The following is an 18,628-nucleotide window of genomic DNA, read 5'->3' as shown; positions in this document are numbered from 1 at the left end:
GGAGCTACGCGGTCGCTGCGCGCACGGCGGCGGCGAACGCGTCCCCGCGGTGGCCGTAACCTGTGAACTGGTCGAACGACGCTCCCGCTGGAGCGAGCAGAACGGTGTCGCCCGGTCTGGCCAGGCCCCTGGCGGCGTCGACGACGGCATCCATGACGGCGTCGGCCAGCGGCTGTGTCCCCACCTGAACAGCGCGAGTCACACGAGTAACACCTGACTCATTGTTCTCATACACCACAGAATCCTCCCCCGTCACCACCTCGACGACGGGGACATCCGGCGCGTGTCGCAATAAGGCATTCCTGACAACCGCGCGGTCCTGTCCGATCAGCACCGCACCGGCCAGTCGATCCGCGGTCGCGGCGACCAGCTCGTCGACCGATGCGCCCTTCAGCAGACCCCCGGCCACCCAGATCACGCGGGGATAGGCGTTGATCGACGCCTCGGCGGCGTGCGGATTCGTCGCCTTGGAGTCATCGACATACGTGATGCCGTCCGACACCGCGACCACGGCCGCCCGGTGGGCGCCGACCTGGAAGGTCGCCAACGCCTCGGCGATCGCCTCGGCGGGCACGCCGACCGCGCGGGCCAGCGCCGCCGCGGCGAGGGCGTCGAGCACCCCGACCGGGCCGGCCACCGGAATGCTGTCGGCCGCGGCAAGCACCAGACCGTCGCCGAACGCGTTGTCGACCAGCATCCCGCCGCGCACCCCGAGTTCGCCCGACGCAGGCTCGCCGAGACGGAACCCGACCTTGACCGGGGCGGGGGCGTCGCGCAACAGACGGGCGGCCACAGCGTCGTCGAGTCCGCCGACCGCCACCCGGCCCGTCAGCACCCTGGCCTTGTCTGCTGCGTAGGCGTCCATCGAGCCGTGCCAGTCCAGGTGGTCCTCGGCGACGTTGAGCACCACGCCCGCCTCCGGCCGCAACGACGGTGCCCAGTGCAACTGAAAGCTGGAAAGCTCGACCGCCAGGACATCGGAGGGCCGGTCCAACATCGACAGCACAGGGTCGCCGATGTTGCCGCACAGGACGGCCCGCATCCCGGCGGCCTCCAGCATCGCGAACAGCATCGACGTCGTCGTGGTCTTGCCGTTCGTGCCCGTCACCACGAGCCATCTCCGCGGCGGCCCGAACCGGCCGGACTGGTCGATGCGCCACGCCAGCTCGACATCGCCCCACACCGGGATGCCTGCGACGGCGGCCGCGGCCAGCACCGGCGCGGTGGGCGGGAAGCCCGGACTGGTGACGACGAGGTCGAAATCGCCGATGTGCGCGACGGCACCCGCCGGATCGATGACCTCGACGCCCTGCTGGGCGAACGCCGTCAGCGCCGTCGGGCTGTCGTCGGTCAGCGTCGCACGCGCGCCCAGCGGAGTAAGTGCGGCCAGAATTGCCTGACCGGTGACGCGGGCGCCGGTGACCAGGACCCTGGCGTTCGACAAGTCCATGTCAGGCCCCGACTGTGGTCAACCACTCGCTGTAGAAGAGCGCGACACCCAACCCGCACGCGATGGCCGTCAGCAGCCAGAACCGGATGATCACCGTCGTCTCCGCCCAGCCGACCAGCTCGAAATGATGGTGGAACGGCGCCATCCGGAACACCCGGCGACCCGTCGTCCGGAAGGCCATGATCTGGACGACCACCGAGGTGACCTCGGCGACGAACAGGGCGCCCAGGACGACGGCCAGCATCTCGGTGCGGCTGGTGACCGACAGGCCGGCGATGATGCCGCCGAGTGCCAGCGAGCCGGTGTCACCCATGAAGATCTTGGCGGGAGCGGCATTCCACCACAGGAAGCCGATGCAGGCACCCGCGGTGGCCGCGGCAATGATCGCCAGATCCAGAGGGTCGCGCACGTTGTAGCAGCCGACGCCTGGGCTGGTCGCGCACGCGTTGCGGAACTGCCAGAACGTGATCAGCACGTAGGCGGCGCACACCATCGCCATCGCACCCGCGGCCAGGCCGTCGAGGCCGTCGGTGATGTTCACCGCGTTCGACCAGGCACTGACGATGACGACGCAGAACAGCACGAACATGGCCGGCGCCAGCGTCACCGTCGCGATCTCGCGCACGTAGGACAGCTCGGCACTGCCGGGGGTGAGACCGTCGGCGTTGCGGAACTGCAACGCCAGCACACCGAACAGCACGGCCGCGACGAGGATGCCGACGGTCTTACCCGTCTTGTTGAGGCCGAGGTTGCGGGAGCGCCGCAACTTGATCAGGTCATCGAGGAAGCCGACGACGCCCAGTGCCGTAGCGAGCCCGAGGACCAGCAGGCCCGACGCCGACGGGCCCTTGCCACCCATGATGACGCCGACGAGGTGCGTGCCGAAGTAGCTGGCCCATATTCCGGCAATGATCGCGACGCCGCCCATTGACGGCGTGCCGCGCTTCTTGTGATGGCTGGGCGGGCCGTCCTCGCGGATCTCCTGCCCGAAGCCCTGCCGGGTGAACAGCCGGATCAGCACCGGGGTCAGCAGGATCGACACCGCCACCGCGATCGCGACGGCGATCAGGATCTGCCTCATCGGCCGCCCTCTCGGGTGCCGTCGGCGGCCAGCGCCTCGGCCAGAGCGCCGAGGCCCGCGGAGTTGGACGCCTTCACCAGGACCACGTCACCGGATTGCAGCTCGGCGCGAAGCAGCGCCAGCGCGGCGTCGGCATCGGCGACCGCAGTGGCCTCGGATCCCCACGACCCTTCCATGACCGCACCGTGCAGCATGGCGCTCATAGGCCTCCCGGTTCCGACGACGATGAGTCGAGAGACATCTAAGCGCACCGCCAGGCGTCCGATGCGGTCATGCTCGCTTATCGCGTCGTCGCCGAGCTCGGCCATCTCGCCCAGCACGGCGAAACTGCGGCGTCGTGTCGAGCCGTCCCGGCTCATCCATGCCAGCGCCTTCAGCCCGGCGTTCATCGAATCCGGGTTCGCGTTGTAGGCGTCGTTGATGACCGTCACCCCGTCGTCGCGGGTGCTGACCTGCATGCGGTGTTTCGACACGGGACCCGCTCCGGCGAGCGCCGTCGCCACCTGTTCCGGCGTGGCGCCGCACTCGAGCGCGATGGCCGCGGCGGTCAGCGCGTTGGACACCTGGTGATCGCCGTGCACGGCGAGGCGCACAGGAACCTGTGCAGTGCCGCTGCGGGTGTCGGCGTGCAGCGTGAAGCTGGGCCGGGCCAGTGCGTCGAGGACGACATCCTCGGCTCTGACGTCGGCGTCCATCCCACGACCGACCCGGACGACCCTGGCTTCCGTCACGTCGGCCATCGCGGCCACGACCGGGTCGTCGGCGTTGAGGATCACCACGCCGGATGCCGGAACTGCCTGCGGCAGTTCAGATTTCGTTGCCGCAATGGCTTCGCGTGAACCGAACTCACCCAGGTGGGCGGTGCCCACGTTGAGAACGGCGCCGATCGACGGCGGCGCGATCCGGGCCAGCGCGGCGATATTGCCGGGGTGACGCGCCGACATCTCCAGCACCAGATAGTCGGTGGATGCGGTGGCCCGCAGCACCGTCCACGGATGACCGAGCTCGTTGTTGAACGACCCCGGAGGAGCGATCACCTCCCCCAGCGGCGCCAGCACCGCAGCGATGAGGTCCTTCGTCGAGGTCTTGCCCGACGAGCCGGTGATGCCGACGATCGTCAGCCCGCCCGACACCAGCTCTGCGGCGACCGCCGCCGCCAGCCGTGCCAGCGCAGCCAGCACCGCCGCACCGGAGCCGTCGGCGTCGTGTTCGAGCACCCCGGCGGTGCCGCGCGACTCGGGATCGCCGGCCACCGGATCGACGACGATCGCGGGCACCCCGACCGGACGGGCGGCCAGCACCGCGACCGCACCCGAGGCGACTGCGGTGGCCGCGAAGTCGTGACCGTCCGTCCGTGCGCCGGGAAGGGCCAGGAACAGACCGCCCGGCGCCACATTCCTGGAGTCGAACTCGACCGTGCCCGTCACGCGGGTCCGGTCCGCCTCCTCAGGCGTGATGTCGGCGAGTCGGCCTCCGACGATCTCGGCGATCTGGGTCAGCGTCAACGCGATCACGATCGGCCCTCCAGGGCTGCCGCCAGCTCGACACGGTCGTCGAAGGGCCTCGTCTCACCCTTGCTGGTCTGGCCTGCCTCGTGCCCCTTGCCCGCGATCAGCACGATGTCACCATCGCGAGCCCAGGCCACAGCATGGTCGATCGCGGCGCGCCGGTCGCCGATCTCCACGACATCGGCCGCAGCGCCCGCGGTGCCGCCGATGATCGCGGCACGGATCAGCGCGGGGTCTTCGTCACGCGGATTGTCATCGGTCACGACCACCATGTCGGCAAGCTCGGCGGCCACCCGACCCATCGGCTCGCGCTTTCCGGCGTCGCGGTTGCCGCCCGCGCCGAAAACGACCGCCAGCCGTCCGGAGGCCTGCTCTCGCAGGGTCTGCAACACCGCCCGCAACGCCCCCGGCTTGTGGGCGTAGTCGACGAGCGCAAGGAAAGGCTGGCCCCGGTCCACCGTCTCCAGTCGGCCGGGCACCGTGGCATCCCGCAGCCCGGGCGCGGCCTGCTCCGGCGACACCCCGACCGCATCCAGCAGCGCCACCGCGAGCAGACAGTTGGCGACGTTGTAACCGCCCGGCAGCCCGATCTCGAGATCGTGGTGGACCCCCGCCGGATCGACGGCGAGAAATTCCTGCTTGCCGCCGGGTGCGGCACGGACCTGCTCCACCTGCCAGTCGGCGGGGCCCGTCGTGCTGACGGTCACGGGGTTCGCCGCGCGACCGGCCATCGCCTGACCCCACTCGTCGTCGACGCAGATGACCGCCGTCGCCGCGTGGGTCGGCGATCCCGGCTCGAAGAGGCGGGCCTTGGCGTCGAAGTAGTCCTCCATCGTCGGATGGAAGTCCAGATGATCCCGCGACAGGTTGGTGAACCCACCGGCCGCGAACGACACGCCGTCGGCCCGGCCCAGAGTCAGTGCGTGGCTGGACACCTCCATCACGACGGTGTCCACCCCCTGTTCGAGCATGACGGCCAGCAGAGCCTGAAGTTCGGGCGCTTCCGGCGTGGTCAGGCCGCCTGGCTGCTGGCGCCCATCGATCCTGACGCCGACGGTACCGATCAGTCCTGCGACGCGATCCGCGGCACGCAGCCCCGCCTCGACGAGATAGGTGGTGGTGGTTTTCCCGGAAGTGCCGGTGACGCCGATGACCCGCAGCCGCTGCGACGGCCGTCCGTACACGGCGGCAGCGACTTCGCCGAGCACCGCGCGCGGTTGCGGGTGGACCACGATCGGCACGCTCAGACCGCCGCACGCGGCGATCTCGGCGACGCCGTCGCTGTCGGTCAGCACCGCGACAGCACCCCGTCCGACCGCGTCGGCGGCGAAGCGGGCCCCATGGGCCTTCGCGCCGGGAAGCGCCGCGAACAAGTCACCGGACTGGGCGTTCTGCCCGCGCAGCGTGACACCTGTGACCCGGATGCCGGGCACCGGGCCCGCGTCGGCGGACGCCGCGGAGACCAAGGCGGCCAGCGCATCGAGGGACATGCCGACGGGATGGCTGGGGCGCAGATTCATGGCCATGACACAGTACCGACCGCCCTGAGGTCACCCCGCCTGAAGCGTCAGCCGTGCACCGGGATCGGCGGACAGCGGGACGTTCTCCCGCTGCAACAGCCACGAGGCGATGTTGTGGAACAGCGGCGCGGCGGACGATCCCGGCGACCCGTCCGCAGCGCGGTGCGGGGCGTCGAGCATCACGCCGATGACGTAGCGGGGCTCGTCGGCCGGCGCCATCCCGGCGAACGTGATCCAGTAGACGTCGCTGTAGTAGCAGCCGCAGGCCGGGTTGATCTGCTGCGCCGTCCCGGTCTTGCCCGCGATCTGGTAGCCCTCGACGGCAGCCTGCGGGCCGGTGCCCTGCTGGACGCCCATCGGGTCGCGTTGCACGACCGCGCGGAACATGTCGCGCACGGTGCGCGCCGTCTGGGCGGACACCACCCGGATACCTTCGGGGCGCGGCTCCGAGGTCGCAGTGCCGTCGGGCGCCACAGTTTCCTTGACTATGCGCGGCGGGATCCGGACACCGTCGTTGGCGATGGTCTGGTAGATACCCGTCATTTGCAGCAGGGTCATCGAAAGACCCTGTCCGATGGGCAGGTTGGAGAACGTGCTGCCCGACCACTGGTCGATCGGCGGGACCAGTCCGGAGCTCTCACCGGGGAGTCCGACACCGGTGCGCTGGCCGAGCCCGAACATCCGGAGCATCTCGGCGTACTTCTCCGGGCCGAGGCGCTGGGCCAGCATCAGCGTGCCGACGTTCGACGACTTCCCGAAGACGCCAGTTGTCGTGTACGGCATCGTGCCGTGCTCCCACGCGTCCCCGACGGTGACGCCGCCCATGTTGATCGAACCGGGAACCTGCAGCACCTCGTCGGGTGTCGACAGCTTGTTCTCGATGACGGCGGCGGCGGTGATCATCTTGTTCACCGAGCCGGGCTCGAACGGTGAGGACACCGGCAGATTGCCCAGCTGCCGGTCCTGCTGGCGGCTGACATCCTGCGCGGGATTGAAGGTGTTGTCGTTCGACATCGCCAGCACCTCACCGGTTTTGGCGTCGAGCACCACCGCGGAGGCGTTCTTGGCGCCGGAGGCGTCCTTGGCCATCTGCACCTGCTGCTGAACGTAGAACTGGATGTCGTCGTCGATGGTCAGCGTGACCGTCGACCCGTTGACCGCGTCATGGCGGTTGCGGTAACTGCCGGGGATGACCACGCCGTCGGAACCCCGGTCGTAGGTCACCGATCCGTCGGTGCCCGCGAGAACCGAGTCCATCGAATCCTCAAGGCCCAGCAGGCCGTGTCCGTCCCAGTCGATACCTCCGACGATGTTGGCGGCGAGCACACCGCCCGGATACTGGCGCAGATCCTGGCGCTCGGCGCCGACCTCGGGGAACTTCGTGGTGATCGCATCGGTGATCGTCGGGTCGACCGCGCGCGCCAGATACACGAACGTCTCGTTGCTGCGCAGCTTCTTGAGCAGCGTCGCGGTGTCGGGCTTGTTGCCGAGCCGCTTCGAGATGTCGACGGCGATCTCCCGAAGGCGCGCATCGGGTTCGGGCGCCTCGTCGGATTTGGCGCGCGCCTCTTCGAGCTGCTGGCGTACCCTGACCGGCTGGAAGGTCAGCGCCCGCGCCTCGATCGTGAACGCCAGCTTGTCGCCGTTGCGATCGACGATCGATCCGCGTACCGCCGGGTCGATGTCGGTGACCTTGAGCTGCCCGGCGGCTTGAGCGCGCAGCCCCTCGGCGCGCGGCACCTGGAGCGTGAACAGCTGCGCGGCCGCCACGACCAGAAGCAGGAAGATCACGGCGTTGCCGGCGCGATGGCGGAACACGAACGACGCACTGCGCAAACCGTTTTGGGGAAGCGGCTTCGGCTGCCGGATGCGCCGAGCCCGCGCCGAACGTTCCTGACTGGGGGACTTCGCCGCGTTCTTCGCGACAGCCTTTCCCGGCGTGGCCTTCTTGGGCTCGCGGCTCACCCGGGCGCTCCGGGAACCGGTGCCATCGGGGCGAGGGGTGCGGGCGCGACAGGGGCGACGAGGGCCGGCACCGGCACCGGCGCCACCGGAGCGGGCGCGACAGCGGCGGGCGCAGGGCCCGGAATCGGCAGCTGACCCGAGATCGCGTGCGGCACTTCGGTTCCCGGCACACCCGGAATGGCAAGCGGGCTCGCTGCTGGCGCACCGGGGACCACCGCGAGGGGCATAGTTGCCGACGGTATACGTACCGGCACCTCGCGCGGCTCTACGACACGCTGCGCGGGAGGAGCAGGCGGTGCCGGATCCGGAAGCGGTGCGTTGAGCGGTGGCGGCGGAACGCCTTCGGCGGGTTTCGGCGTACCGACCACGACCCAGTTGCCGGTGGCGTCCTGGACCAGATGCGCGGTGTCCCTGGACGGGATCATTCCGAGGCCGCGCGCGGCCTCGGCGAGTGCGGGTGCGGCCTGCGCCTGCAGCACGTCGCGCTCGAGCGCTTCCTTCTGCTGCATCAGCGCCTGGTTGAGCTCGCGTGCGCTTCCGAGCTGATACGACCGCTCGGCGGCGTCGGTGGACAGCCACAGCGTCACGCCGAGCCCGACGCCCAGCGCCGAGATGATCAGCACCACGAACGGCACACGCGCGACGAGCCGACGCGGATTCAGTTCGATGGACGCGAGCCGGACCAGGATTCGTTCGCGAAGTGGTGGACGAACGACCTTGGGAGCCTTGGCTTTCCGCGCTTTGGCGCGCGCCTTGGCCTGGCTGGCGCTCTTGGGGCGGGCCGGCGTGTCGACGGGTCGCGCGATCGGCGTCGTGCGCGGCGCCGAGCGCTGCGGACGCGTGTCGCGGGTCGCCTTGCGAGCACCACGCGGCTGCGCATCGACAGGGACGCGCTTGGCCTCGCGCGCTCCCCTACCCACGCGGCGGGTGGGCTTCTTGGCCGTGTCGCGCGAGCGCGACGCTGCGGTCGCCTTGGCGCGCGCTGGCTTCTTTGCCTTCATCGCTACTGTCCCCCAACTTTCTCGACTGCGCGCAACCGAACCGGGGCGCTTCGCGGATTACGTTCGATCTCTTCGGCGTCGGCACGTTCGGCTCCACGGGTCACTGCCACGAATTCCGGTCCGTACCCGGGCAATTCGACAGGCAGACCGGGAGGGGTCCGCGACGCGGTGGCGGCGGCGAACGCGGTCTTGACGATCCGGTCCTCCAGCGACTGGTACGCCATCACCGCGATCCGGCCCAGCGGACTCAACGCGTCGAGTGCCGCGGGGATGGCGAGTCGCAGCGACTCCAGCTCTGCGTTGACCTCGATGCGCAGCGCCTGGAACGTCCGTTTGGCGGGATGCCCGCCGGTGCGCCGCGCCGGCGCCGGGATGGCGTCGTACAGCAGCTCGACAAGTTCACCGGTGGTGGTGAACGGTGTCGTCGCTCGGCGCCGGACCACAAAGCTGGCAATCCGTCCGGCGAATTTCTCCTCGCCGTACTCGCGCAGCACGCGGGCCAGCGCCCGCTCGTCGTAGGAGTTGAGGACCTGAGCCGCGGTCAGGTCGGATCCGGAGTCCATCCGCATGTCCAGCGGCGCGTCGTTCGCGTAGGAAAAGCCGCGGTCGACCCGGTCGAGTTGCATCGACGAGACGCCGAGGTCGAACAGGATCGCGTCGACCTGGGTGTCCAACGCGCCGGCGATCCCGTCGTAGCGGGTCCGCACGAGAGTGACTCGTTCCCCGAACGGGGCGAGCCGATCGCCGGCGATCTGCAGCGCGTCCGGGTCACGGTCCAGACCGATCAGACGTAGACCGGGGAACTGGGTGAGGAAGCGTTCGGAATGGCCGCCCGCACCCAGGGTGGCGTCGACGAGAGTCGCGCCCGCACCGTCGGCGTTCGCGCGAGTCAGCGCCGGCGCGAGAAGTTCGACGCATCGGTCGAGAAGGACCGGGATATGAGGCTCGTCCACCATCACTGAACCCTGAGGGATTGGGGCGGCCCCTGCAGTGAGGTCCCTGCCCGAGAGAGTGGACCTGACGTCGGGGAAGTACGTCAGGGCCGGTTCGGGCAGAGGCCGCACGGCACGGGCCTGCGGGCCGGTGGCCAGATCAGAGGATGTCGCCGAGTGCTTCATCGCTGGCCGCGGAGAAGTTCTCTTCGTGAAGCTCCTGGTAGTCCTGCCATGCCTGGGCATCCCAGATTTCCAGGAACCCGATCGAACCCGTCACCACGCACTCCTTCGTCAGGTTCGCGTAGCGGCGGTGCTCGGTGGACAACGTGATGCGGCCTTGTGCATCGGGGTATTGCTCGTCGGTACTTGCGGCCAGGTTGCGCAGGTAGGCGCGAGCCTGGGGGTTACCGCGCTTGGCCTTCGCGGAGACCTCGGCGATCATCTCCTCGAACTCGGCCCTCGGATGGACAGCAAGGCTGTGATCTTGGCTCTTGGTGACCATCAACCCTCCTGCCAGCGCGTCTCGGAACTTGGCGGGCAACGTCAGTCGCCCCTTGTCGTCGAGCTTGGGCGTGTAGGTGCCGAAGAACATCTCGCCACCTCGCAGACCTTGCTCAAGCCTTGCTTGAACGGAGCCCCGGTCGCTCCGTTGTCCGCCACTTTACCCCACAATCCCCCACTTTGCTCCAAATAGCGGCGCGCGTTTCGCCCCTACACCCCACCATCAGGGCAATCATCATCACTCGTCCCGCGCGGCCGGTGGCGCAACGAATCGCCCCGCTTCTCAAAATCCCAGTTCACAGGCACAGGAAGGACCGATGGGAGCCCAGTGGGGCGATGTGGGGCAAAAAAAGGGACAGCCCTATGGGCTGCCCCGCCTGGAGAACGTCCGGTTACTCGTCGAACCGACGGCGGAACCGGTCCTCCATCCTGCTGGTGAACGAGCCACCGTTGCCTTTGGCACGCTTCTGCCGCTGAGCAGCGATGTCGTTGGGCATCTTGTCGCCCTTGCCCACCCGAGGCCCGGTGATGGCGAACACGACGCCGCCGAACATCACGATGAATCCGATCACCGACAGAATCGGGAAACTCCCGATCATCGTCGCCTTGAACGCCACACCCGAGACCAGCATCGCCAGGCCGAGCACGAACAGCGCAGCACCTTGGAGGCGGCGCCGCGTGGACGGTGCCCGCAAAGTCCCGCCTCGTACGCTCGACGCGAACTTGGGGTCCTCGGCATAGAGCGCGCTCTCGATCTGGTCGAGCATGCGCTGCTCATGATCGGAGAGTGGCATTCGTCCCTCCCTCTTGCCGTGGGGGCGTCGCAGTCGTTCAAAATCAGGGGTGCCCGCGTGTACGGGCACTTAACAGTAATGATACGAGCTGAATCTGAGCCGTACCACCTTGTTCGCCGCCCGATTCTATGACGTGCACCGCCGATGGGAGTCAGCGCCTCGCCTTCTTGATAATGGAGGCGGGCCGCACGATCCACTCGAGGGAGGGGCAGACACTTGGCGACACGTCTGATCGATCTGTCGCCAGGCGATATGCAGCAGCGACTCGGCGACGCGCTCGCCGTGTACGTCGACGCCATGCGCTACCCGCGCGGCACCGAGGACCAGCGAGCCTCGATGTGGCTCGAACACATCCGCAGGCGCGGATGGAAGGCGGTCGCCGCGATCGAGGTCCCCGACGGCCCCGAAGCCGGCGCACCGCCGGCCCCCGCTCCGATGCTCGGCATCGCCTACGGCTACTGCGGTGCGCCCGATCAGTGGTGGCAGCAGCAGGTGATCTCCGGTCTGAGGCGCAGCGGTGCAGACCGGGAGCGCATCACCGAGCTGATGAGCAGCTATTTCGAGCTCACCGAACTGCACATCCACCCCCGCGCGCAGGGCCGCGGTCTCGGGGAGGCGTTGATCCGCAAGCTTCTCGGCGACCGCACCGAAGCGCAGGTGCTGCTGTCCACTCCGGAAATCAACGGCGAAGCAAACCGGGCATGGCGCCTCTACCGCCGCCTCGGATTCTCCGATGTCATCCGCGGCTATCACTTTGCGGGCGACCCGCGCGCCTTCGCCATCCTCGGGCGCGCGCTCCCCCTCTAGATCTCCACGCGGGGCAGGATCTGGCACGATATCCAGGTGCTGAAACGTCATCGCACCCGCCGACGTCTGGTCGCGATGGTGTTGTTGCTGTTGGTGGTGGCGCCTTCGCTGATCGGCTGCGTCCGCCTGCGGGCCTCGATCACGGTGTCCCCCGATGACCGGGTGTCCGGCCAGATCGTCGCGGCGGCCATTCCGCGCGACGACAACGACAAGGGTCCGCAACTGCTCAACAATCTGCCGTTCGCGCAGAAGGTCGCCGTCTCCGAATACAGCCGCGACGACTACGTCGGATCGCAGGCGGTCTTCTCCGACCTGACGTTCGCCGAGCTCCCGCAGCTGGCCAGCATGAATCGCGACGCGGCCGGAGTGGACATCTCGCTGCGCCGCGCCGGCGACCTCGTGATCCTGGAAGGCCGCGTCGACCTCACGTCGCTGAGCGACTCCGAAGCCGACGTCTCGCTGTCCGTCGCCTTCCCCGGCGAAGTGACGTCCACCAACGGTGACCAGATCTCCTCGACGGTCGTGGAGTGGAAGCTCCGGCCGGGCGTGGTGAGCACCATGAACGCCCAGGCCCGCTATACCGATCCCAGCGCCCGATCGTTCACCGGTGCGGCGATCTGGCTGGGCGTCGCATCCTTCCTGGTCGCAGGCATCACCGGCTGGCTGGCTTACGCAAGCCGCGACCGGTCCCCACGGCCCGGCGAACCGCTGGAGCAGACGCGCTAGTCCTTACTTGCTCGTTCCGGGGTCACAGGCTCTACGCTGAACACCCGGGGGCCGTAGGAAACGAGACCACAGAAAGGGGTGCCCGCTGAGCGTGGATGCAGCGGCACCGTCGGCACTTGAGCTGGCAGCGGCCGTCACCGAACAGCTGCGTGATTATCTGCGCGAGCGCCGCCGAGACGCCGCGTACATCGGCGCGGATTACGCCGTCCTCACCGAGGCCGTCGAGGAATTCGTGCTGCGCGGCGGCAAACGGCTCCGCCCGGCATTCGCCTACTGGGGCTGGCGCGCCGTCGCCGGAACCGAGCCCAGCCCCGACGTCCTTCGCCTGTTCTCGGCGCTCGAACTCCTGCATGCCTGCGCCCTCGTCCACGACGACGTCATCGACGCATCGGCCACCCGCCGCGGGCTGCCCACCGTGCACAAGATCTTCACCGAGCGGCACCGCGCCAACAACTGGCACGGCTCGTCCGAGCAGTTCGGTCTCTCGGCGGCGATCCTGCTGGGTGACATCGCGCTGGTGTGGGCCGACGACATCGTCGCCTCCGCCGACATAGGCGTCGACGCGCACCGCCGCGTCCAACGGGTCTGGGCCGCCATCCGGACCGAGGTCCTCGGCGGGCAGTATCTCGACATCGTGAACGAGTCCAGCGGCTCCGAGACGGTCGCGTCGGCGCTGACCGTCAACATCTACAAGACCGCGTCCTACACGATCTCGCGCCCCTTGCAGCTCGGCGCGGCCGCAGCCGCCGACTGCCCGGAGATCCTCGAGGCGTTCCACGAGCTCGGCACCAGCCTCGGGGTGGCCTTCCAGCTGCGCGACGACGTCCTCGGCGTCTACGGCGATCCCGCGGTCACCGGTAAACCGTCCGGCGACGACCTCCGCTCCGGCAAGCGCACGGTGTTGCTCGCCGAAGCCATCGAGCTCGCCGAGAAGCACGATCAGATCGCGGCCAAGCTGCTACGCACCTCCGTCGGCACCGACCTGACGGATGCACAGGTCAAGGAGCTGTGCCAGGTGATCGAATCGGTCGGCGCGCTGGCCGCCGTCGAGAGCCGGATCGACACGCTGACCCGGCGGGCACTCCAGATCCTCAACAGCGCACCGATCGACGTCCAGGCCAAGGCGGGGCTCGCCGAGCTCGCGAGATTGGCCGCGAACCGGTCCGCCTAGGAGCATGACAACCCCCGCCGCTGCCCAGGCCCCGAAACCCGGCCTGTCGGACCGCTTCGTGACGCACCTGCGTCGCCTGCAGGCCTTCACCCTGTCCCCGGAGGCGCGGCCCGCACTCGTCGGCGCGCTGGGCGCGATCCTGCTCACCGCGGGCGGCCTCGGCGCGGGAAGCACCCGGCTCCACGACCCGCTGCTGGAGTCGTTGCACCTGTCCTGGTTGCGGTTCGGGCACGGGCTGGTGGTGTCGTCGCTCCTGCTGTGGGGCGGCGTCTCGCTGATGCTGATCGCGTGGCTGTGGCTGGGCCGGCGGGTGATCGATCGGTCAGCAACCGAATACACGATGCTGGCCACGACGGCGTTCTGGCTCACCCCGCTGCTGCTCAGCGTCCCGCTGTTCAGCCGCGACACCTACTCGTATCTGGCGCAGGGCGCCCTGCTCCGCGACGGGTTCGACCCCTACCTCGTCGGACCCGTCGACAACCCGAATTCCCTGCTGGACAACGTCAGCCCGATCTGGACGACGACGACGGCTCCGTACGGCCCGGCCTTCATCCTGGTGGCGAAGTTCGTCACAGTGATCGTCGGCAACGACGTCGTGGCCGGGACGATGCTTCTGCGGTTGTGCATGCTCCCGGGCCTGCTGCTGCTGATCTGGGCGGCACCCAGGGTGGCCCGCCATGTCGGCGCGAGCGGGGCCGCCGCGCTGTGGATCTGCGTGCTCAACCCGCTGGTGATCATCCATCTGATGGGTGGCGTCCACAACGAGATGCTGATGGTCGGCCTGATGATGGCAGGCATCGCGTTGTGTTTCTCCGGACGCAACGTCTCAGGCGTCACGTTGATCGCGGTGGCAGTGGCGGTGAAAGCCACAGCGGGACTGGCGCTTCCGTTCATGGTGTGGGTGTGGGCGCGCAGGCTGCGCGACCGGCGCGGATTCACCCCGTTGAAAGCGTTCGCCGCGGCCACCGCGGGATCCCTGCTCGTGTTCGTGGCGGTCTTCGCGGTGTTGTCGCTGGCCGCCGGCGTCGGGCTCGGATGGCTGACCGCACTCGCCGGTTCGGTGAAGATCATCAACTGGCTGACCGTGCCCACCGCCGTGGCGAATCTGGCCAACTCACTCATCGGTCTCATCACCCCGGTGAACTTCTACGCGGTGCTGGAGACCACCCGCATCGTCGGCATCGCGATCATCGCGATCTCCGCACCGCTGCTGTGGTGGCGGTACCGCCGCACCGACCGCGACGCCCTAATGGGCATCGCCCTGGTGATGGGCGTGGTGGTGCTGTTCGTGCCCGCCGCCCTGCCGTGGTACTACACGTGGCCACTTGCCGTCATCGCCGCCCTCGCCCAGTCACGGCAGTCCATCGCGGTGATCGCCGGCTTCTCGACGTGGATCACCGTCATATGGCGCCCGGACGGCGCGCACGGCATGTACTCGTGGGCGCACGTTGGACTGTCGCTGCTGTGCGCCGGTGGCGCGTGGTACTACCTCTACAAGAGCACGGCGCCCGACGGGCCGGACGTGGAGGTCAGTACGCCATCGCCTGAGCGCGGCGAACCACCTCACGAGCCTGATGCGAGTGCAACGCATCGACCGGGCGGGCGTTAGCCTGCCCCTCGGTGGCGCCGTCGCGACGGATCGTCAACGACGAATCCGGGGTGAAAAGCCACCGCACGATCTCGGTTTCGGTGTAACCGCCGTCATGCAGGACGACCAGTAGGCCGGACAGTGCCTTCGCCACGTGGCCGGTCGCGTCGAAGAACACCTGCGGCACCACCACGGTTCCGTTGCGTTTCACGGCGACCAGGTGCCCTTCGCGGAGATGCTGGTGCACCTTCGTCACGGCGACACCCATGAGTTGGGCCACCGCGGGCAGGTCGTACACCGCTTCGTCGGGATCGAGAACATCGTCGGCAGTCGGAATGCTGCTCATCGCACAGAGTCTAGGACCATACCGTGATGTTCGGCCCCGACTCTTCTCATGATGGAGCCTCGTACCATGAGTCCGATGGAGACCTACCAGCAGCCGAGCCCCCTCACGGGCGCAGTGCTGGACGGTCGCTACCGGGTGGACACGCTGATCGCGACCGGCGGAATGTCCGGCGTGTACCGCGGTCTGGATTTGCGACTGGATCGACCCGTGGCGCTCAAGATCATGGACTCGCGCTATGCCGGCGACGAGCACTTCATGACGCGTTTCCAGCGGGAGGCGCGCGCCGTTGCGCGCCTCAAGGATCCCGGCCTGGTTGCGGTCTACGACCAGGGTCTGGATGGGCAACATCCGTTTCTGGTGATGGAACTCGTCGAGGGCGGCACGCTGCGCGAACTGCTCCGCGAGCGTGGCCCGATGCCGCCCCACGCCGTCGCGGCGGTACTGCGCCCGATGCTCGGAGGGCTCGCCGCAGCGCACCGCGCCGGCCTCGTGCACCGCGACATCAAGCCCGAGAATGTCCTGATCAGCGACGACGGCGAAGTCAAGCTCGCCGACTTCGGACTGGTCCGCGCTGTCGCCGAGGCCAAGATCACATCGACGAGCGTCATCCTCGGCACCGCGGCCTACCTGGCCCCCGAACAGGTCGCCAACGGCGAGACCGACGCCCGCGGTGACGTGTACGCCGTCGGCATCCTGGTCTACGAACTGCTGACCGGGCGAACCCCGTTCGTCGGCGACACCGCGCTGGCAGTGGCCTATCAGCGGATGGATCGCGACGTCGCACCGCCCAGCACCGCGATCCAAGGCGTACCAAGGCAATTCGACGAGTTGGTGCTGTGTGCCACGTCGCGCGATCCGGACCGCCGGTTCGCCGATGCTGCCGAGATGGCCGACCAGGTCGACACGATCGCGCAAGAATTGGCGCTTCCATTTTTTCGGGTGCCCGCCCCGAAGAACTCGGCGTCGCACAATTCGGCGAGCACGGCCGGCGCCCACCTGGGGATGCAGGACACCACCGCCAACCTCGACAAGCCGCCCACCGCGCCGCACCGCAACACCAAAGTCTTCACCCGCGACGAACTGCCCGCCATCACCGACGATATCGATGACGACGACGAATACCCTTCGGAGGCAGGGCGATTCGCGGGAATCGACCTCGAGCAGTTCTACTGGGCGCGACAGCGTTCTCGACGGGCGCTGTTCTTCTGGGTGGTCGCCGTGATCACGCTGGCAGGTCTGGCCGCGGCCGGCGCGTGGACGCTCGGGGCGAACCTACCCAACCTGCTCTGAATCCCCGGTCGCTTCGCTCAGGCCTAATCGCGGAGCATCTCCGCGACCAAGAACGCGAGCTCCAGCGACTGCTGGGTATTCAGCCGCGGATCGCAGGCAGTCTCATAGCGGCCTGCCAGGTCGGTGTCCGAAATGTCTTGTGCGCCACCGAGACACTCGGTGACGTTCTCCCCTGTGATCTCGACGTGGATGCCACCCGGGTGTGTTCCGAGAGCGTGGTGCACTTCGAAGAAACCCTGCACCTCGTCGACAATCCGATCGAAATGCCGTGTCTTGTAACCGGTCGACGATTCGTGGGTGTTGCCGTGCATCGGATCGCACTGCCAGATGACACGGTGCCCCGAGGCCTGCACCTTCTCGATGATCGGCGGCAGGACATCGCGAACCTTGTGGTTGCCCATGCGGCTGACAAGAGTGAGCCGGCCGGGTTCGTTGTTCGGGTCGAGGCGTTCGACGTACTCGACGGCGAGCTCGGGCGACGTCGTCGGTCCGATCTTGATGCCGATCGGATTCGAGATCACCTCGGCGAACGCGACGTGCGCGCCGTCGAGCTGACGTGTGCGCTCACCGATCCAGACGTAATGCGCCGACAGGTCGTAGAGCTTGGCACTAGGGCCTTCGGCGTCCGCATCAGGAACGTCCATCCGCAGCATCGCGCGCTCGTAGTCGAGCACCAGGGCCTCATGGCTGGCGTAGATCTCGGCGGTCTGCAGATTGCGGTCGTCGACGCCGCAGGCACCCATGAAACGCAGTCCGCGGTCGATCTCCCCCGCCAGCGCCTCGTACCTGGCGCCGGCCGGCGAGGTCCGCACGAACTCCCGGTTCCAATCGTGCACCTTCTGCAGCGACGCCATCCCCGAGGACGTCAGCGCCCGCACCAGGTTCATCGCGGCGCTGGCGTTGGCGTAAGCGCGCACCAGACGCGACGGATCATGCTCGCGCACTCCGGCATCCGGTGCGAACCCGTTGATCATGTCGCCGCGATAGGACCGCAGGCCGAGTGCATCGATGTCGGCCGAACGCGGCTTGGCGTACTGGCCGGCGATCCGCGCCACCTTGACCACCGGCATGCTCGCGCCGTAGGTCAGCACGACGGCCATCTGGAGCAGTGTGCGGATGTTGGCGCGGATGTGGGGCTCGGTGTTGTCGACGAACGTCTCGGCGCAGTCGCCGCCCTGAAGCAGGAACGCCTTGCCCAGCGCGACATCGGCCAGGTGGGCCTTCAGCCGTTCGATCTCCGACGGCACCGTGACGGGAGGCACGCTCTCGAGCACCTTGCGCATCGCCGCGGCCTGACCCGGATCCCAGGACGGCTGCTGCAGCGCCGGCTTGGCGAGCGCGGCGTCGAGGCGCTGCCGCAGGTCGTCGGGAAGCGGCGGGAGCGCAGGCAGCTGATCGATGGGCACATCGACGGTCCAGTTCACCCGTTTATCGTAACTGCGCGGCAAAACCGCACGTCACGCGCTCACAGGCCGGTCATCAACCGGAAGCGCACCAGGTTGTGCTTCGCGTCGACGAGCGCGTCGTGGGCGTCGCGGGGACGCGGCGGCATCCGGGGTGAGCCGCGCTCCTCCCAGAATTGGCGCAGTTCGCGAGTGAACCGCGGAATCGCGGGCGGCAGGTCGGTCATCGGCCCCCACAGCTGGCACAGCACCACGTGGTCATACGCGCCGACCCACGCCCACAGTTCGATCGGCTCGTCACCGTCGACGCCGAAAAAATCCTCCAGCTCGGAGCGGATCTGCCTGCGCGAGCGCCACAGCGGCGACGCCGGCGACGGCAGCTTGGGCAGCACGTTCTTGCGCACCCAGCGGCCCGCCCGCTCGGGATCGAATTCCGTTGATATCGCGTAGTACTCGCGGCCGTCCTCGGCGGCGACCCCGATGGAGATCAACTCGATGGTGCGCCCGTTGTCGATGAACTCCGTGTCGTAGAAATACCGCAA

Annotated in this window: 17 protein-coding genes; 5 read left to right on the top strand and 12 right to left on the bottom strand. The window is 68.4% G+C overall.

Going from position 1 to position 18,628, the window contains the following annotated elements; genetic code table 11:
- Positions 1-4: 4 nt before the first annotated feature.
- The 9 genes from murD to P9A17_RS17780 form a co-directional block, all read right to left on the bottom strand.
- Positions 5-1,450 carry a UDP-N-acetylmuramoyl-L-alanine--D-glutamate ligase gene (gene murD, locus P9A17_RS17820; protein WP_278040030.1) on the bottom strand — a complete coding sequence of 482 codons (1,446 nt, stop codon included), beginning with the start codon at positions 1,448-1,450 and terminating at the stop codon, positions 5-7.
- A gap of 1 nt (position 1,451) precedes the next feature.
- A complete protein-coding gene (gene mraY / locus P9A17_RS17815; RefSeq protein ID WP_278040029.1) occupies positions 1,452-2,531 on the bottom strand; it encodes a phospho-N-acetylmuramoyl-pentapeptide-transferase in 1,080 nt (359 codons plus the stop codon).
- Entirely contained in the window at positions 2,528-4,045 is a 1,518-nt protein-coding gene (gene murF, locus P9A17_RS17810) for a UDP-N-acetylmuramoyl-tripeptide--D-alanyl-D-alanine ligase (protein WP_278040028.1), read from the bottom strand. The genes mraY and murF overlap by 4 nt, the downstream gene beginning before the upstream one ends.
- Positions 4,042-5,559: a UDP-N-acetylmuramoyl-L-alanyl-D-glutamate--2,6-diaminopimelate ligase gene (locus P9A17_RS17805; RefSeq protein ID WP_278040027.1), complete on the bottom strand. Its 1,518-nt coding sequence runs from the start codon at positions 5,557-5,559 to the stop codon at positions 4,042-4,044. The genes murF and P9A17_RS17805 overlap by 4 nt, the downstream gene beginning before the upstream one ends.
- Positions 5,560-5,589: 30 nt before the next feature.
- Positions 5,590-7,428: a penicillin-binding protein 2 gene (locus P9A17_RS17800; protein ID WP_278040569.1), complete on the bottom strand. Its 1,839-nt coding sequence runs from the start codon at positions 7,426-7,428 to the stop codon at positions 5,590-5,592.
- A 92-nt stretch (positions 7,429-7,520) separates the two neighbouring features.
- Positions 7,521-8,525: a hypothetical protein gene (locus P9A17_RS17795; RefSeq protein ID WP_278040026.1), complete on the bottom strand. Its 1,005-nt coding sequence runs from the start codon at positions 8,523-8,525 to the stop codon at positions 7,521-7,523.
- 2 nt (positions 8,526-8,527) lie between these two features.
- The gene (gene rsmH / locus P9A17_RS17790) at positions 8,528-9,643 is read right to left on the bottom strand and encodes a 16S rRNA (cytosine(1402)-N(4))-methyltransferase RsmH (protein WP_278040025.1); all 1,116 of its coding nucleotides are present in this window, start codon (positions 9,641-9,643) and stop codon (positions 8,528-8,530) included.
- The gene (locus P9A17_RS17785) at positions 9,618-10,052 is read right to left on the bottom strand and encodes a division/cell wall cluster transcriptional repressor MraZ (RefSeq protein ID WP_278040024.1); all 435 of its coding nucleotides are present in this window, start codon (positions 10,050-10,052) and stop codon (positions 9,618-9,620) included. The genes rsmH and P9A17_RS17785 overlap by 26 nt, the downstream gene beginning before the upstream one ends.
- A gap of 301 nt (positions 10,053-10,353) precedes the next feature.
- On the bottom strand, positions 10,354-10,755 hold the full coding sequence (locus P9A17_RS17780) for a DUF3040 domain-containing protein (RefSeq protein ID WP_278040023.1): 402 nt from the start codon (positions 10,753-10,755) through the stop codon (positions 10,354-10,356).
- Between the two features lie 216 nt (positions 10,756-10,971).
- Here P9A17_RS17780 and P9A17_RS17775 point away from each other — a divergent pair, with 216 nt between their 5' ends.
- The 4 genes from P9A17_RS17775 to P9A17_RS17760 all read left to right on the top strand — a co-directional run bounded on the left by P9A17_RS17775 (position 10,972) and on the right by P9A17_RS17760 (position 15,068).
- On the top strand, positions 10,972-11,562 hold the full coding sequence (locus P9A17_RS17775; protein WP_278040022.1) for a GNAT family N-acetyltransferase: 591 nt from the start codon (positions 10,972-10,974) through the stop codon (positions 11,560-11,562).
- A gap of 36 nt (positions 11,563-11,598) precedes the next feature.
- A complete protein-coding gene (locus P9A17_RS17770; protein ID WP_278040021.1) occupies positions 11,599-12,288 on the top strand; it encodes a DUF3153 domain-containing protein in 690 nt (229 codons plus the stop codon).
- 91 nt (positions 12,289-12,379) lie between these two features.
- Positions 12,380-13,459, top strand: a complete 1,080-nt coding sequence (idsA2, locus tag P9A17_RS17765; RefSeq protein WP_278040020.1) for a bifunctional (2E,6E)-farnesyl/geranyl diphosphate synthase — start codon at positions 12,380-12,382, stop codon at positions 13,457-13,459.
- Between the two features lie 4 nt (positions 13,460-13,463).
- Positions 13,464-15,068, top strand: a complete 1,605-nt coding sequence (locus P9A17_RS17760; protein ID WP_278040019.1) for an alpha-(1->6)-mannopyranosyltransferase A — start codon at positions 13,464-13,466, stop codon at positions 15,066-15,068.
- On the opposite strand, the gene P9A17_RS17755 is transcribed toward P9A17_RS17760, so the two are convergent.
- Positions 14,989-15,393, bottom strand: a complete 405-nt coding sequence (locus P9A17_RS17755; RefSeq protein WP_278040018.1) for an Rv2175c family DNA-binding protein — start codon at positions 15,391-15,393, stop codon at positions 14,989-14,991. The two genes, P9A17_RS17760 and P9A17_RS17755, sit on opposite strands and share 80 nt — an antisense overlap.
- 66 nt (positions 15,394-15,459) lie before the next feature.
- On the opposite strand from P9A17_RS17755, the gene P9A17_RS17750 reads away from it, so the two are divergent.
- Positions 15,460-16,683, top strand: coding sequence for a protein kinase (locus P9A17_RS17750; RefSeq protein ID WP_278040017.1), 1,224 nt, complete (start codon positions 15,460-15,462; stop codon positions 16,681-16,683).
- Positions 16,684-16,706: 23 nt separating this feature from the next.
- On the opposite strand, the gene P9A17_RS17745 is transcribed toward P9A17_RS17750, so the two are convergent.
- Both P9A17_RS17745 and P9A17_RS17740 read right to left on the bottom strand, forming a co-directional pair.
- The gene (locus P9A17_RS17745; protein ID WP_278040016.1) at positions 16,707-18,107 is read right to left on the bottom strand and encodes a 3-deoxy-7-phosphoheptulonate synthase class II; all 1,401 of its coding nucleotides are present in this window, start codon (positions 18,105-18,107) and stop codon (positions 16,707-16,709) included.
- A 41-nt stretch (positions 18,108-18,148) separates the two neighbouring features.
- Positions 18,149-18,628 (bottom strand): polyadenylate-specific 3'-exoribonuclease AS, encoded by a 480-nt coding sequence (locus P9A17_RS17740; protein ID WP_278040015.1) that lies wholly within the window; start codon positions 18,626-18,628, stop codon positions 18,149-18,151.

It is taken from the genome of Mycobacterium sp. 236(2023) (genome assembly GCF_029623955.1).
Taxonomy (GTDB): Bacteria; Actinomycetota; Actinomycetes; order Mycobacteriales; family Mycobacteriaceae; genus Mycobacterium.
Note: the sequence above shows the minus strand (reverse complement) of the source record. Positions and strands in the feature narration are given on the sequence as shown.